Genomic DNA, 15,603 nt, shown 5'->3' with positions numbered 1-15,603 from the left:
ATCCATAATAAAACCGGAGCAATATGCTTGTATCCCTACTGAAACCAGCAACGTACGAGAGGGATAACCAGAAATCTCCCTCGTATCCTCAGACAATATTTTTCCAAAAACAGACTTTAGCTCTGAAACGGAATACCCCAGGATTTGCTCATCAGAAGCACTTTTAAAAAGACTTTTTACGCGACTAAAAAACTCATAACACTATTACTCCTAAAGGTAGTCAGTCAGCCAAGTAGCTTCCAGGTAACCTGCAATGCCCAATATGATTCCGCCGACTGCACCACTTACAAAAGCACCTGGCCCTGTCTCTAAACCAACGGCAGCCCCGCCAACCTCGAATTCACTGCCCGCCGCAGCAACATCGCCCCCCCAAGGCACGCTTGTCCTCCTCGGGCAATACTTCTTGGCTCGTCATCAGGCAGGCTGGGTAATTGAACTCAACATGACCACATGCTGCATCGGACTTGACCAGCACACCAAGTGTGCCTGACTGGCAAGAGTCGCCAAACACTGCCAATGAATATGAGCAAAAAACAGCCAGAAATGGTCAGAGCTTTCTTATACTGTTCAGCGAGTCGCTACTCGATTGTGGATTCGGGCTCAAAGCCTACTGGCGATTTCCTTCCAGATGTAGGCGTAGTTGTATTGCAGCCAGCGAACCAGCACTTTATCGAACTGCCTACGAAACCAGTTACGCTCTCTAGCTGCCAACCTTTCTTCTATCGACTCTCTGAGTATGTCGGGGTCGAACCCCGTCCATACTGGAGGTACAGCTGCCACGAGATTGGTAAAGCACACCGGCGCGACCTCTGAATAGAGGATTGTGTAAAGTACCTCAGGATCGACGCCTCTCACCTTATTCGCCAAATAGTCATATTCGACGGGAAAATCATTGAATGGCTCGGAAAGAGCGGCTCTGACTTTCGTCAGTTGTGGTTCAGTCAGAAGATGTCCCAATGTGTGAGCTCCTCTAACTCTTCGTCAAGTGAACTCGCCACCGCTTCACCTGCGACACCACCGGCGATTGTCCCTGCCAAGACAACGGCTATTGCACAAATGGGGGCACCTGGGCCACACAATGCGCTAACGCCCATCCCCGCAAGAATACCGCCGACCGCACCAGCACCGACGATGATGCCTTGGCGAGCGACTTCTTTGGGTTTGTTGTCAGCATTCAATATTTGATAGGTTGCCAGGGCCGCTGTCACGAGAACACCAAGCTTGCCCATGATCAGCATTTTTTTGGTGCCGGTCGTGAATTTCGCATTATCACGACCCGAAGACTCCAGGATGGCGTAGTGAACCTTGTTCTTTTCTACTTCTGAAAGGCTGTCATAACCCTTTTGAAACAGGTTTTCCGAATACATATCCAAAAGTGTTTTGAGTCCCTTCCCGTCTTTTTTCTTCTTCTGAACGATTGCCAACCCCTGCGCTGAAGTAAATTTGCGATGCTCCATCATGATTTTGTTTCGCATCTCATGGCTGAACTTCACCCCTTCTTGCGCCGTAATCTTTCCCGCTTTCACGTCATCTCGGACTTGCTGAGACATGCGTTTGATGTTCTTGGTATAGCTCGATCTGACCTTTTCATCAGAGATCGCATCCAGTGAAAATCTCAGCGCAGAACCTTCCATCAGTTCCAACGCCCTGTCGAGCGGAGAATCTTGCAAGGCGTGCTCACGCTGAACGACATAGCTGCCGGTGACAATGTACGGCTCTGTCATAGGATGGTCCTCATCCTAAAATTGTGTTCAATAGGCTCTCAGTGAGAGAGGGTTCCTCTGCGGATACTTGTTCTTCAAACTTGAGCATCACGCAGGTCTTACCAGACGGATTTGAAAACTTAACGGCATTGTCTTCATTGAATACACCTGGCAGTGATGACCCATCCTCAAAATGAGCAGTGCACGATAAGCCCTCATAGCTTTCGTCAGCAGGAATTCTGAAACCGATCCAGCTCGCGAAACCCGTTAACGGCGTAGGAGGAACAAACTCGCAGGGTGTATGGATATCGCCAATTATGACCGTACCCGAACCACCAATCACGATACCGCCGTGGGTGCCGCTGGTATCGATGGTCGCCGCATTCTTGCCGTTAATGAACACGGTCGCAGACAACCCTGAAGAAAGCGCACTACCGCAAGTGCAGGTGTCACCCTGACGCGCTGCGGGAAGGCCGTCGAAGAATACGTCAGGAGATCCTGATGCTATAGGGTTGGTACCGTGCCCCGGCAGGGGGCAGCTGTATGGATCACTTTTCCGCGCTGCTGGCTTAGCCATGATGACCTCCTGTCAACAATCCTTGTGCGCGTCGTAACTTATCAGAACAGATCGCCCATTAGAAATCTCGTGGTGATTGGGCGCATGACATGACGTTTCAACACAACAGGCCGATACCTAGCCCCGCAGGGGGCAGCTCCGGCCGTAAACGAACATCGACTTCAGAAATGCGCTTCAGTGAAAATATCTGCGACCCGATCCCAAGCAGCGTTTAGGAGTTTTTACCGTTTTGCCATCACGGCCTCCTGCCATTAATGGCGGCGAACTTTACTGGAATTGATGTTTCAAGGCGTTTCATGCAACGCCTGGCACTGACGTAGCCTCTGCTAAAATCCCTGCGCGCTCGACGGGTGTCGGTGCCGCTGGTTTTTCAGCGTTTTCTTTGGTGAACTTATGAAAAGACTTATCTTTTATAGAGCAATTGATAGTGAGTACAAACAACAACGACATTGAGCACACCGCACAACGGGTTCAGAAGCTGCACGCTCAAGGTAAGTTAAACAAAAAATTGCTACCACACGGTTCGACTGCCTACAGAGTTCAGGACACCGGGCATGTAAGTGCCGAGTACTATGGATGTCCGACAAATCCTAAAGAACTTGGGAGGTATAATGATCCCAAAGAAGAAATCGGGATCTGGTATGGGGCTGAACACCCCAGTGGAGCGCTGGCCGAGACTTTCGGAAGGCTTCGGCCCAAGGAAGCGAAAGGGATCGGCATCGTAATCAACACAGCAGATCTCGACTCCAGGGATATGTGCGTAGTTGAAACGACTCGCGAATTGAACCTGCTGGATCTGAAGCCATGCCTGTCCAGGCTGGCAAGGACAGTGGACGAAGTGACCGGCCCTGACTACACGCTCACACAAGAAATTGTCGCGGCGGTGGCAAGGTTGCCTGGTATCCCTTTCGACGGTATCGCTTACGAGTCACGCCATCATCCAGACAACCATAGCTGTTATGCGTTGTGGACTGCGCCGGGAGAGATAACCACGGTCAAGACCATTGAGATGACGAAGCTTTCGGAGTTTGAGTACAACAAAGAACTTCCGGAAGGCTTTGAGGGTGACAGCATCGATGCAGAGGAGATCATGACAGAAATCCTAGGCTACAAAGTGCTTGGCTCCTGAGCTCCGCTAACCACCCACACAGCGCCCCACCCTTGGGTGCGCTGCTTTTCAGGCAGGCGTCGAATTCATGAACAGTGCAGCTTCGCGCTTGATCACATTCAACTGCTTCTCAGTAGCTCCGTCTCTCAAAATAACGTACGGCAACTCAGCCTTCCCATCGTCAAAGGCAATTGGGTTCAGGAAGAAAGTGCATTGAGCCTCAGCACTGACATTTTTTAGCAGCACCAGAATTTCTTCGAGATAAGGCAGCTTCTCGTCCCCGACAAACTGGAATGCTGGATATAAGTGATCGTTACCTTCCTGTATGGCTATCAAAGTACCTTTCTTGACATGGTTGTTAACAGTCTGCCTGGTCATACTCAAGATGCTGGCTACATTCTGACTTTTTAATACGCCACCAAATTCTTTGAGTTGTTCAAAGAACTCGATCTTTGCGGCAACGCGGCGAGCTTGCTTTCGAGTCTCTCGAGTACTCAGGGCTCCGACAACAGACCCACTGGCCGCAAGCTTTTGGAGAAGCTCTGCATCCGTCAGGGACCCGAGATTCTCACTCTTTTTCTCTTCAGACCACTGCTGGAACACACTGGTCAAGAGTTTCAGCACACGCACCGGGGTTTCCTGAGCCTTCTCGATGGTAGCCGCCAGGGTATCGATGACATCCTGGATTGATCTTTGCGATTCCATAAAGCACCTCCGCCTCATGATTGACGATTTACATTATCGTCAAATACATGAAATCGTCAAACAGGTTGTTTACCTTGACGACAGATAGCGTGATGGCTCATCGGAAAACGCTCATGCCAGCACAACGCCTCATGAAAAATCCTACGCCTTAAGCTGCCAACTCATTGCCCCTCAGCAGCAACACACAACCCATCCCAAACCCCCATCACCTGACCCACCGCTGCATCCAGCGTCTCATGCGCCACACCATCCCGAGCCAGTGTCGACAAGCCCAGGAGAAAACTGTCGAACACAGCCGCAAGTGTCTCCGGCACCACCGTCGCAGGTAATTCACCTGCATCAATGGCACGTTCGATACAAGCAGCCATACCTGCACGGTTCAGGTTCCTCGCCCGTGCAAGAGGCTCGGAGATGGCTTTGCTCTCTTCCGAGCAGGCGCTCATCAGGCCTAACGCCACCAGGCACCCTTTGGGATGATCGGGCTCGCATTGCATTTTCGCTGAGCGGCGAAGGGTGAGTTCAATCGCTTCTCTGGGCGGCAGGGTCGTATCAAACAGGCTGTCGGTGACTCTGCCATGGGTATTCAGATAGCGTTCCATGACTTCATTGAACAGCGCCTGTTTTGAGCCAAAAGCAGCGTAAAAGCTGGGCGCGGTGATGCCGCCGCCTATGTTCGCCTTGAGCTGGCTGAGGGATGTCGCATCGTATCCATGCTCCCAAAACAGATGCAGTGCCTGAGTGATTGCTACGTCGCGGTCAAAGGTGCGCGGGCGTCCCATTTGTGCCATGTCGGTTCTCCTCCAGAGTCACTTAAATACTAATCGATACATAAGTCATTGACCAGTCGGCTGCTCACACCCTATATTTATACCGATCAGTATATTAGTAGGGGAAATCCAATGGCTACAGATGAGAAACAGAGCGACAAGCTTCCGTTCGGGGCATTGCTGGCACTGGCGATGACGGGGTTCATTTGCATCGTGACCGAGACGCTGCCTGCGGGTTTGCTGCCCGAGATCGGCAGCGGTCTGGGCGTTTCGGCATCGTTTGCAGGGCAGATGGTGACGGTTTACGCGCTGGGGTCGCTGCTGGCAGCCATTCCGCTGACCATCGCCACGCAAAGCTGGCGTCGCAGAACCGTCTTGTTGCTGACGATTGTCGGCTTTCTGATTTTCAACTCCATCACGGCGCTCTCTTCCAATTACTGGCTGACCTTGATCGCGAGGTTTTTCGCGGGCGTCTCTGCGGGCTTGGCCTGGAGCCTTATCGCGGGTTATGCGCGACGCATGGTTGTCCCGCAATTGCAGGGGCGCGCACTGGCAGTCGCGATGGTCGGAACGCCCATCGCATTGTCGCTGGGGGTGCCTTTGGGAACGTGGCTGGGTGGGCTCATGGGCTGGCGCATGGCATTTGGCTTGATGTCCGGGCTGACCCTGCTGTTGATCGTCTGGGTGCTGATGAAGGTGCCGGACTACCCTGGCCAATCCTCCTCACAGCGCATGGCGTTGCGTCAGGTCTTTTTTACGCCTGGCGTGCGCTCGGTGCTGGGCGTCGTCTTCACCTGGATGCTGGCTCACAACATTCTTTATACCTACGTCGCGCCCTTCGTTGCCGAGGCCGGGTTGGCGAGTGACGTTGATCTGGTGTTGCTGGCATTCGGGGTCGCCGCGCTGGCGGGTATCTGGGTCACGGGCCGGCTGGTTGATCGCCATCTGCGCAAGACCGTGCTGGCCAGCCTCGCCACCTTCGCAGCGGTTTCGGTGTTCTTGGGCTTGTTTTCAGGCTCTGCTCTGGCCATTTACGTCGGGGTTTCCATCTGGGGCCTGACCTTTGGCGGCGCTGCCACGCTATTGCAAACCGCCCTCGCCGACTCCGCAGGTAAAGGCGCAGACGTTGCGCTGTCCATGAACGTCGTTGTCTGGAACAGCGCCATCGCAGGCGGCGGGCTACTGGGTGGCGTGTTGCTCGGCCAATGGGGCGTGAGTGCATTTCCCTGGGTCTTGCTGATGTTGTTACTGCTCAGTCTGGCCATTGCATCGAGCGCGCGAGCCCATGGTTTTGCAAGCGGTGAGAGGCAGTCCGGCCAAATCGTCGCCGGTCATTGATAGGCGGCATTGCGCTGCATGACATGACGTTTCAACACAACAGGCCGATGGCTGCCCTCGCCCGGGGCAGCTCCGGCCACAAACGCGCCTCGACTTCAGCCATGCACTTGAGCCTGCGCGGCATCACTCACTCAACAGCCCTGCTCGTCTCATCAATCCCAAGCCGCCTGCGACGAGCGACCAACGCCCGACGAAATGACAAATCGGCATAGTCCAGAAAAAGCCGCGCCAGATGGTTGAGCGCCTTCTCCTCCCCTTCACTGCCCGCCACAAAATCGAAACCCAAGGCCCGCTTGTTCTCCTCGGGCAACTCCTCCCAGCTCGTCATCAGGTAGGCGTACATGGAGCTGACGATTTGCAGTTGAGTCGACGGGGGCTTCAGGGTAGATCCTGCGCGGCTGGGGAAGCGCGGTCGGGTATTGCGGGATGATTGCCTGGGGTTGCGGGGGTGGGTTCGCGTTTTCATCTGTTGTGTCCTTTCAGATAGGGCTTCCGGGTTTCTTGGGGCCGAGCAAGGCCGTGGCTCTGCTCGGGTTCCGGGCAAGAATATCTATGCATATCAAATATCTGAAAATCAGTTATATCGTGTGAGGCGGTTCAACGAGGGTGGCGTTATGGCAAGAGCAACCTACCGACGAGAACATCAGGTCCTCATCAAGCTATTGAGAACGATCCGAGAGAATGCCAGCCTCACTCAAACAGAATGTTCCATGGCGCTGGGTCGCCCACAGTCATTTATGAGCGATGTAGAAAAGGGCTCGCGACGCTTGGATATCGTACAGTTGCGGGATTTGTGTGCGGTGCTGGGGTATGAGCTGCCGCGATTTATAAGTGAGTATGAAGAGGCGTTGATGTCTAACGAGTGAAATCCTTATTTAGTTTATTATCGCTCTCGCTTTAGGGAATTATATGAATACCGTCTACGAAAAGCTTTGAATATATGGCAAGCGCAACCAAAGCTCTTCTTCGACACTGAAATAACCGAAACCAACTTTGACTACACTCCCGCACAACCTAGAAACGAACCACTCATTTAACAAACTAAAAACCTTAGCCCACAAAATTTATCCAACACTACAATCACAAACCAATACTATTTCACCAAACAACTGAAAGCTACGAAAAACCAGCTATCAAATATTATCTTCCTGCGAAACCGCGACAATATCGATGGAGACAGCATCATGATCACTAAACACACCCTATCAAAAAAGAATCTAGACTCATTCACAAAAAATAAATGGAAATTATAATGATCCTATCTACAAGAGCACGTATACGCATTTTAAATTACATCAAATGGACTTGGAAAGGAACACAAAATATTGTAGGGTGGGTTGGCTTAGTAATTGCGTTAACTAGCCTTTACTTACAAACCCTGGGAAAAGAACATGATTTAAACATTATTTTATCATCCATTGATCCTGGCGGTGAAAAAATAACCTTTGGAGTTATTTATAATAACACTGGTGACTACACCGAGACGATTACAGATGCCTCGGCGTCTCTTCAGGAAAATACTGATTCAAATATGGCTTGGGCTGACTTCATGGAGGACTGCTTTGTTCCCATAATTGTTAAGCCTGGAGATACTGTTCATAAATTTTACACCGTTCGCCTGCCCTACTACGGGTTTAAGGAAAATTCAAATATGGAGGGAGGCATAGAGAGTCAGCTACAAATTTCTCATACCGTACTGATGCCTAACGGCGGAAGCAAACGATTTGAATTAATAGCAGGAAAGGTATTTCACAGGGCTCCCGGAAAGGCTATATCTAGTGTTGAGATAGAAAATAATTTTCAAAAAATCAACTTTATAGATGGAGGAAAAGGACTTGGTTCAATCTCACTGCCAGACAACCAAACTTCACCAAGTTGTGTTCAAAAACGCCGCAACACCACTAGCTAGTTCAGGAAGCCATATATGACTTTATACCGTAACCGTTCATTCATGGCTGTTCATTAAAAGTGCGATGCTGTGTTCCGTTTTTTTTCGGAGCCAGCATCTAATGATGATCTCTACTACATTACAATTATATCTCTCATTATGTATGCATCATGAGTACTATCTAGTACTAATAGTTTGTTAAGTCACAGGCACACAACTTTCTATCAATAGCCAAGTTAAGATGAGCCAGATCCTATTTCCTCTCTGCTAGCTGGATTGTGACAGGCAGCTCCAGCTATCACAGATAGCGTTAGCAGTCGGTTGATGGCTATCATGAAATATAAGCATCCCACTGTAGACCCCGCATAACTAAACGCCCAGTTACTTTGGATAATAGCGCAAGCAGACGTGCAAGACCTATCGCAGGGTCATTGAATCGAAGGTACGAGCTAAAGCCATCCTTACTAAGCAAGAAGCCTTCATTCTTGATAAGTATTCCTTTTGTCAAATCCAAATAAACATCTGGTCGACATTCGTCAGGAAGATCTATTAGTTTCTGCTCAATACTATCTAGGGCAGATCCTCCGTATGTGAGAACAATGCTTAATATTCTAGCATGAGGCCAAGTTAGGTCTCCCAGTTCGACGCTCTCCAGCGTACTAGGCACGAGGGCTTTTACGCTTTCAATATTTAGAGCGATAGCGTCAAGAACAACTGGTGTTATTTCGGTCTTGACTTCTATGGTTGCTACTGCTCCCTCTTGAAAAATTAGATCGTGGCCACTAGCGAACGGCAGTCGAGGCATAGATTTCAACATAAGCACAATGTCCTGTTGTTTTGAGCGTCGGCCGCTCGAATCGACAATAATTCCGCTCACGACGCTAGTCATTTCGGGAAGATGCGCTGTAAGAAAATCTATGACGAGACACTCTCGAACAGTTCCAGCCGTGGCATTATGTCCAAGTACATTAGTCATTTCGTATTGAGCATTTAATGTTTTAACAGCACCATGACAGTATTCAATCAGCGGTTTCATTCAGATACTCTTCTTGGATAAAAAGAATCGCGTTTCTCTAAAAACTCGTGAGCGGCTGCAATTGGCCGATAGTTGCAGCACTCTACGTATAGCGCCTTCACGCACCTTTCAAAAATCTGATTTTGCTCATAAGATCACAGGCTGCCCTCGATCCAAAATAGTCTAGGACGCTAACGGGATCAGACGATCTGCTGAGCGATAGTTCTCATAAACGCAGGCCAAGACTTGTATCTCTGAACTCCTAGTGGAGTGTAATCAAAAGCTATCTCGGCCACCGAAATCTTACCTGACGAGCTTGTCATTGATTGACGCCTTAATGTTACAGCTGAGTTTTTGGACTGATGAGCAATGTAATTTCTCAAAAAACGCATCTCGTCCAGTGGCCATGGAGTGACGCCAAGATAGCTTGAGATAGTAGTAAGATTTGATAGCTGTAATCGTGTAGCTGCATCGATAGCTTTACTTGAGTGACTCCATTCAGGTTCGCGACCACCATTGCCACCTCTGAAAGTGGAGAGGAGCACATAAAGAGCTTGTTCCCTAGTCTTGGGTGGGTTGGGCAATGTAGAAAATACTGGCCCGCTGCTGCCCTGATGCTGCCCTGTGGCGCTATCTAAAATCAACCTTCTGACAAAATGTTCCCATTCAATCTGAAGTTGTATTAGATACTTTTCGAGTGCCAACATCTCGTTTTTTGCTAGTACTCCTTTAGCAGAGAGTTCGTCCATTTCTCTCTCAATTAGAGAAACTCTTTGTTCCAGTCGAGTGCAGTGTCGATTAAGCAGCATCATTGCTAAACGCTTTCACTAACAACTGAAATCTTGGTTTTCTTGAAGATATTCGGTGCGTAGTACTTCTGCTAGCGCCGATAAATTCAGCATGCCGGCCATCTGCACTTTCATCATTGTGTTCTGCTTCAAACTCTAAGGATATCTCTGCTAATGTTTCTACGGCACTATCCCAATTGATACCAACCGCTTTATGCTCCTCTACACCTTCCGTGATCCGGGTATCTGGAAGCCCGTACTTGAGATATGCCACTACTGCAAACAGGACAAGAAAATTGGGAGCATCAAAGAAAGTTGTCTCCGAAAAATCACCCTCAAAATTATCAATAATTTCGTCCAGTACAGCATCAACTTTCTTTCTAATGGGTATAAAATACTCTTCCGACTCGTTTTTTTTATTTTTATAAAATTTAGTTATTGTGGGTTCACCACCATCCCCGAACCCCATGTCAAAGGTCATGAAAAACTCCGCCATAAGGGAGACATTTTTCATCCTAACGCTATCTCTAACAGACACCACTCCTAGCTCATTCCAAAGATATTTCCAATCTCGAGATGCATCATAAATTGCCCACTTTATAGGCTCAATATATTCTGCGTGCCGAAGTTCTGCTGGAGTAACTTTAACACTATAGGAGTTGAGTCTGGCAAAAATTTCCAGCACCATGGAGTTGTCGGAGTTAATAAGTTGCACGCATGGTATTTTATAGGACAAAAAACTCTCTTGATCAGCGACGTCTAAATCTACATATACTTTACCTTTGAATCGAGGAGACTTAGAAGAAAGCTTGAGCTTACCAGCAGCAAACTCAAGTATAGTCCTTAGCCTCTGTTGGCCGTCAACAACCTCTCGAGTCATCGTTTGAGTTGCAGCATCAATTTTTGTTCTAAAAAACACTTGAGGCATAGGGAGATCATTCAAGATCGTGTCAATCAAGAAAACTTTCGCACTAGGAGTCCAGACAGAACCACGTTGAAAGTCTGGTGATAAATTCAACTGCTTTTTGGCGTTCCATTCGATGAAGTCAGACACTGTATAGGTCTGTGGAGTGCTAGACATATCATTCGTCCGTAGTATTAATGCATACAGGTGATTTTAGTAAAAGCATTATGTATTAAATCTCACCTCGTCGCCACATAGTGAATACTCTTTAATTTCTTGCCCCCGATTGATCACTATGGGCGAAAGTCGGCACTCCGGTAGCCTGCTTTGTGCCGATTTCTGCCAGCCACAACAGCACAACCAAACAACCTAACCTCGCAAAACGCCCCCGGCGTCATCAAGCCCCCTATAAACTTACCCCTTCCTCCCCCGCCCAAACACCCCCTCCAACGCCTCATTAATCACCCGCAAAACCTTAACCCGCGCCCACCGCTTATCATTCGCCTCAACCAACGTCCACGGCGCAATCTCGGTACTCGTGCGATCCACCATATCCCCCACAGCCTGGCGATACTGCGGCCATTTTTCGCGGTTGCGCCAGTCGTCTTCGGTGATTTTGTAGCGTTTGAAGGGGATTTTTTCGCGTTCCTGGAAGCGTTCCAGTTGGGTCTGTTCGTCGATGGCGAGCCAGAATTTGACGACGACGATGCCGGCGTCGGTGAGTTGTTCTTCGAAGTCGTTGATTTCACCGTAGGCTCTGGCCCAGTCGGAGTCGCTGCAGAAGCCTTCGACCCGTTCGACCAGCACGCGGCCATACCAGGAGCGGTCGAAGATGGTGAATTTGCCGCGTGCGGGAATTTGTCGCCAGAAGCGCCAGAGGTAGGGTTGGGCGCGTTCGTCCTGGGTGGGGGCGGCGATGGGGACGATGCTGTATTGGCGTGGGTCGAGTGCGGCGGCGACTCGGCGGATGGCGCCGCCTTTGCCTGCGGCATCGTTGCCCTCGAAGACGGCCACCAGGGCGTGTTTTTTCATGCGTTTGTCGCGCAGGTTGACGGACAGGCGCGCCTGTTCGGCAATCAGTGCTTCCTGGTATTCGTCCTTGCTCAGGCTGCGGCTCAGGTCGAGGCTGTCCAGCAGGGTCAGTTCGCCGTGGTTGGCGGGCAAGGGGCCGAAGGTCAAGGGTTTGGGCTCGGCCTTGGGTGTGTTCAGCGCGGCCTGCATGCCTTCCAGCAGCAGGCGGCCCACGGTGAGGCTGCGGTAGTTGGCATCCACGCCTTCGATGACGTGCCAGGGTGCGTATTCGCGGCTGGTACGGCGCAGTACGCGCTCGCCGAAGCGCACGAACTTGCCGTAGGTTTTCGATTGCTGCCAGTCCAGCGGGCTGATGCGCCAGCTGTGCAGCGGGTCGTCCTTGAGGGTCTTGAGGCGTAATTTCATCTGTTTGCGGGACAGGTGAAACCAGAATTTGAAGATGAGTGCGCCTTCGTCGCAGAGCATTTTTTCCAGGCGTTCGGCACCGCTGATGGCTTGGTCGAGTACCGCATCCTTGAACAGGCCATGCACACGGCCTTGGAGCATCTGGCTGTACCAGTTACCGAAGAAGATGCCCATGCGGCCCTTGGCAGGCAGTTGTCGCCAATAGCGCCAGGCTGTTGGGTGGGCGAGTTCTTCGTCGGTCTGTCGGTCGAAGGTGCGTACTTCGATCAGGCGCGGGTCCATCCACTCGTTGAGCAGTTTGACGGTTTCGCCTTTGCCCGCCCCTTCAATACCGTTGATCAATACGATGATCTGACGTCCGGCCTGCTCGTGTAAGTCGTACTGGGCTTCCAGCAAGGCTTCGCGCAGCGCAGGGACTTCAGCCTCGTAGGTTTCATCGGAGATGGCATGACCTATTTCAGCGGACTCAAACATTAGCGGCATCCTTCAAATGATCTGCGGCTAATGTAGACCACTCATGCCATCTGGCTATCCTCGTGGATCAATAAAAAGGCAGAGAAAACCCTGTGCGCTGAAGTCAGTCACGAATACCGGCTTTCTCACGCCTCAAAACTCAGGCCTGTCTTTTCTTGCGGGGTTGTTTTTCCTCTTCCTGCTCTTCCTCTTGATCACCCTCTAACTCTTGCCCCTCCAGATCCAGCGTGGCGGCCTGAGTACCGCCTTCCTCGGCAATCGCTGTGAGTTTTTCATCGGCGGATTTTTCCTCTGCCAGGGTTTCGCCCAGCAAGCTCGCTGCGTCGTCCAGGCCCAGGTGTTTGGCCATGGCGATCAGCGTGCCGTAGCCGGCAATTTCATAGTGCTCGACCTTCTGGCACGCGGCGATGAGGCCGGCATCGAGCACCGGGCCTTTCTCGATTTCGTCCAGAAGCTCCCTGCTTTCTTCGATCAGCCCTTCCATGGCAATGCACTTGACGCGCTTGAGTTTGATCTCGGCCTGTTCGACCAGTTGATCGATACGCTGGATCTGGCCCTGGGTTTCTTCCAGGTGCGCATTGAACGCTTCGGCCAGTTTGGGATTGGTCGAAGCCCGAGCCAGTTTTGGCAAGGCTTTGGTGATCTGTTTTTCAGCACTGTAGATATCGGAAAGCTCGTGAATGAACAGATCTTCTATCGTCGTTCTGCTCTTGCTTGATGCTTTGTTCATCGGGAACCTCGTGGAGTGAGTCTTGCTTCAGGTTGAGTACCTTGAAGGGCGTCGACTGCTTACCCGTCACTGGGGTCGACCGGGCCGTAACAAGAGCCGTTCAGGGCGATGAAAGAGAAGCCGACGAACAGTAACAGTGGCTATTACCCACCTTTGCCCATGGCCTGTAACCGTTAATCCATTGTTCTGAACCAAACCCGCAAGCCCCTGTTCATCTGAAGCAAGTCCAGACTTCTTCTGGCACAGCCGAGGGCTAACCATGAGAGCACTGACCTACCACGGGGCGCACAATGTAAAAGTCGATACCGTGCCAGACCCGGAACTACAGGAAGCCGACGACATCATTCTGCGAGTCACGGCCACGGCCATCTGCGGGTCCGACCTGCACCTCTATCACGGCAAGATTCCGGCAACGGAGCATGGCGATATCCTGGGCCACGAGTTCATGGGGATCGTCGAAGAAACAGGCCCGGCGGTGACCGCCGTGCAGCGTGGCGACAGGGTGGTCATTCCTTTCGTGATTGCCTGCGGGGAATGTTTTTTCTGTCAGCTGGATCTGTTTTCTGCCTGCGAAACGACCAATACCGGCCGAGGCGCGATCCTCAACAAGAAATCCATCCCGCCGGGTGCCGCGCTGTTCGGCTACAGCCATTTGTATGGCGGCATTCCCGGCGGGCAGGCCGAGTATGTGCGGGTGCCGAAAGCCAACGTCGGGCCGTTCAAGGTACCGGGCACGCTGGCGGACGAGAAGGTGCTGTTTCTCTCCGACATTCTGCCAACGGCCTGGCAGGCGGTGCTCAATACCGGCATTGGCAAGGGTTCCAGCATTGCAATTTATGGCGCAGGCCCGGTCGGGCTGCTGTGTGCTGCCTGCGCCAAAATGCTGGGTGCCGAACGGATTTTCATCGTCGATCATTACCCTTACCGACTGGCGTACGCGCAGCAGACTTACGGTGCCATCCCGATCAATTTCGATGACGACGATGATCCGGCCGACACCATCATTCGTCAGACACCCGGCATGCGTGGCGTGGATGGCGTGGTGGATGCGGTGGGTTTCGAGGCCAAGGGAAGCACCACGGAAACCGTGCTCGCGACCCTCAAGCTGGAAGGCAGCAGCGGCAAAGCCTTGCGCCAGTGCATCGCTGCTGTGCGACGCGGCGGCGTGGTGAGTGTGCCGGGGGTTTATTCGGGGTTCATCCACGGTTTCATGTTTGGCGATGCGTTCGATAAGGGCCTGACGTTCAAGATGGGCCAGACCCATGCCCAGCGTTTCATGCCGGAACTGCTGGAGCATATCGAAACCGGCCGGCTGTCTCCTGAAGCCATCATTACTCACCGCATGTCCCTGGAAGAGGCCGCCGCGGGTTACAAGATTTTTGACAAGGGGCAGGAGGACTGTCGCAAGGTGATTCTGACGCCGGGCAACAATGCCATCGACGTGCCGGAACCTGACTCCACGATCGTACTCCCTGCGACATGACTGGTACGGAGGTGCCGAATGGAAATGTCTACCGTGTTCTGGATCGCCGTGGCGGTCATGGTCGCGCTGCTCGACGCCTGGGTCATCAACAGCGTCTGGCGCTCACGCAAAAGCCGGGCGACCAAGGCAGGCTGGAGTGCGCTGGTCGTGGTGCTGCCGGTGATCGGTGCCGGTATCTGGGGCATCGCCGGCCCACGGGGCGTGGTTGAAGGGCCGACTTCGTCGGAGCATAGCAAGGGGTAAAAACGCAGGCAGTAGGAGCGAATTCATTCGCGAGAGGTCAGTACATCCGACAGAGATAGGTCGTTTGAAATACCTTCGCGAATGAATTCGCTCTCATCAAAAATAAACGCAACATCATGAATTAAAACGCTTTTCTGTAGGAGCGCGCTTGCCCGCGACCGGCTGCGTAGCAGTCGTAAATTTGCGAGCGCTTCGCACTCGATCGTCGGAATGCCGCCCAGGGCAAGCACGGTCCTACACCGTCCTCTGTTTGCTGTGCGACAGCGCGGTGCCAAGGCGGCGGGTGATCTCCTACGGAATGCGTTGATGTGCACCACCTGAGTACACGCAAGTTTGTGGAATACCTGCCGATACAGCGAGTCATCTTCACGATTCGTACTGTGTCCAAGGAGTTCCACGCACCATGACTGTCGGCATAACCCTCAGCCTGCCAGGATTCAGCC

General features: G+C 51.8%; 18 protein-coding genes. 6 read left to right on the top strand and 12 right to left on the bottom strand.

All coding sequences use genetic code 11. The features are described from left to right. Positions 1–600: 600 nt before the first annotated feature. Genes K5D32_RS15535 through K5D32_RS15525 form a run of 3 tightly spaced genes read right to left on the bottom strand, consistent with a single transcriptional unit; the run spans position 601 to position 2,280 of the window. Complete coding sequence (locus K5D32_RS15535; RefSeq protein ID WP_221600926.1) at positions 601–957, bottom strand: hypothetical protein; 357 nt, start codon at positions 955–957, stop codon at positions 601–603. Beyond that, on the bottom strand, positions 942–1,724 hold the full coding sequence (locus tag K5D32_RS15530) for a hypothetical protein (protein WP_117185261.1): 783 nt from the start codon (positions 1,722–1,724) through the stop codon (positions 942–944). The genes K5D32_RS15535 and K5D32_RS15530 overlap by 16 nt, the downstream gene beginning before the upstream one ends. Positions 1,725–1,734: 10 nt before the next feature. Then, positions 1,735–2,280: a PAAR domain-containing protein gene (locus K5D32_RS15525; RefSeq protein WP_221600924.1), complete on the bottom strand. Its 546-nt coding sequence runs from the start codon at positions 2,278–2,280 to the stop codon at positions 1,735–1,737. A 427-nt stretch (positions 2,281–2,707) separates the two neighbouring features. Between K5D32_RS15525 and K5D32_RS15520 the strand changes: the two genes are divergently transcribed. After that, entirely contained in the window at positions 2,708–3,409 is a 702-nt protein-coding gene (locus K5D32_RS15520; RefSeq protein ID WP_221600922.1) for an RES family NAD+ phosphorylase, read from the top strand. Between the two features lie 48 nt (positions 3,410–3,457). On the opposite strand, the gene K5D32_RS15515 is transcribed toward K5D32_RS15520, so the two are convergent. Together K5D32_RS15515 and K5D32_RS15510 are read right to left on the bottom strand one after the other, a co-directional pair. After that, entirely contained in the window at positions 3,458–4,093 is a 636-nt protein-coding gene (locus K5D32_RS15515) for a hypothetical protein (RefSeq protein ID WP_221575589.1), read from the bottom strand. 161 nt (positions 4,094–4,254) lie between these two features. Then, complete coding sequence (locus K5D32_RS15510; RefSeq protein WP_221594107.1) at positions 4,255–4,881, bottom strand: TetR/AcrR family transcriptional regulator; 627 nt, start codon at positions 4,879–4,881, stop codon at positions 4,255–4,257. 111 nt (positions 4,882–4,992) lie between these two features. Between K5D32_RS15510 and K5D32_RS15505 the strand changes: the two genes are divergently transcribed. After that, on the top strand, positions 4,993–6,198 hold the full coding sequence (locus tag K5D32_RS15505; RefSeq protein WP_221600920.1) for an MFS transporter: 1,206 nt from the start codon (positions 4,993–4,995) through the stop codon (positions 6,196–6,198). 127 nt (positions 6,199–6,325) lie between these two features. Here the strand turns inward: K5D32_RS15505 and K5D32_RS25985 are convergent, their stop codons facing one another. Next, a complete protein-coding gene (locus tag K5D32_RS25985; protein WP_260407406.1) occupies positions 6,326–6,664 on the bottom strand; it encodes a hypothetical protein in 339 nt (112 codons plus the stop codon). 148 nt (positions 6,665–6,812) lie between these two features. Between K5D32_RS25985 and K5D32_RS26295 the strand changes: the two genes are divergently transcribed. Together K5D32_RS26295 and K5D32_RS15495 are read left to right on the top strand one after the other, a co-directional pair. Further along, positions 6,813–7,064, top strand: coding sequence for a helix-turn-helix domain-containing protein (locus tag K5D32_RS26295; protein ID WP_221604720.1), 252 nt, complete (start codon positions 6,813–6,815; stop codon positions 7,062–7,064). Between the two features lie 386 nt (positions 7,065–7,450). Continuing rightward, positions 7,451–8,107, top strand: coding sequence for a hypothetical protein (locus K5D32_RS15495; RefSeq protein WP_221600918.1), 657 nt, complete (start codon positions 7,451–7,453; stop codon positions 8,105–8,107). A 310-nt stretch (positions 8,108–8,417) separates the two neighbouring features. On the opposite strand, the gene K5D32_RS15490 is transcribed toward K5D32_RS15495, so the two are convergent. The 5 genes from K5D32_RS15490 to K5D32_RS15470 all read right to left on the bottom strand — a co-directional run bounded on the left by K5D32_RS15490 (position 8,418) and on the right by K5D32_RS15470 (position 13,434). Beyond that, positions 8,418–9,122, bottom strand: a complete 705-nt coding sequence (locus tag K5D32_RS15490) for a DUF6602 domain-containing protein (protein WP_221600916.1) — start codon at positions 9,120–9,122, stop codon at positions 8,418–8,420. 179 nt (positions 9,123–9,301) lie between these two features. Next, the gene (locus K5D32_RS15485; protein WP_221600913.1) at positions 9,302–9,850 is read right to left on the bottom strand and encodes a hypothetical protein; all 549 of its coding nucleotides are present in this window, start codon (positions 9,848–9,850) and stop codon (positions 9,302–9,304) included. Between the two features lie 49 nt (positions 9,851–9,899). Further along, complete coding sequence (locus K5D32_RS15480) at positions 9,900–10,970, bottom strand: DUF262 domain-containing protein (protein ID WP_221600911.1); 1,071 nt, start codon at positions 10,968–10,970, stop codon at positions 9,900–9,902. A gap of 237 nt (positions 10,971–11,207) precedes the next feature. Further along, positions 11,208–12,704 (bottom strand): polyphosphate:AMP phosphotransferase, encoded by a 1,497-nt coding sequence (gene pap / locus K5D32_RS15475; protein ID WP_221600909.1) that lies wholly within the window; start codon positions 12,702–12,704, stop codon positions 11,208–11,210. A 139-nt stretch (positions 12,705–12,843) separates the two neighbouring features. Continuing rightward, entirely contained in the window at positions 12,844–13,434 is a 591-nt protein-coding gene (locus K5D32_RS15470; RefSeq protein WP_221575582.1) for a ferritin-like domain-containing protein, read from the bottom strand. A 259-nt stretch (positions 13,435–13,693) separates the two neighbouring features. Here K5D32_RS15470 and K5D32_RS15465 point away from each other — a divergent pair, with 259 nt between their 5' ends. After that, a complete protein-coding gene (locus K5D32_RS15465) occupies positions 13,694–14,917 on the top strand; it encodes a zinc-dependent alcohol dehydrogenase (protein ID WP_221600907.1) in 1,224 nt (407 codons plus the stop codon). A gap of 18 nt (positions 14,918–14,935) precedes the next feature. Then, entirely contained in the window at positions 14,936–15,160 is a 225-nt protein-coding gene (locus K5D32_RS15460; protein WP_221600905.1) for a PLDc N-terminal domain-containing protein, read from the top strand. Between the two features lie 23 nt (positions 15,161–15,183). Here the strand turns inward: K5D32_RS15460 and K5D32_RS15455 are convergent, their stop codons facing one another. Continuing rightward, the gene (locus K5D32_RS15455; protein ID WP_221600903.1) at positions 15,184–15,390 is read right to left on the bottom strand and encodes a hypothetical protein; all 207 of its coding nucleotides are present in this window, start codon (positions 15,388–15,390) and stop codon (positions 15,184–15,186) included. Positions 15,391–15,603: the final 213 nt, after the last annotated feature.

Origin of the sequence: Pseudomonas cichorii (genome assembly GCF_019719005.1) — a bacterium.
Taxonomy (GTDB): domain Bacteria; phylum Pseudomonadota; class Gammaproteobacteria; order Pseudomonadales; family Pseudomonadaceae; genus Aquipseudomonas; species Aquipseudomonas cichorii_E.
This window is presented reverse-complemented; position numbering and strand designations above follow the sequence as displayed.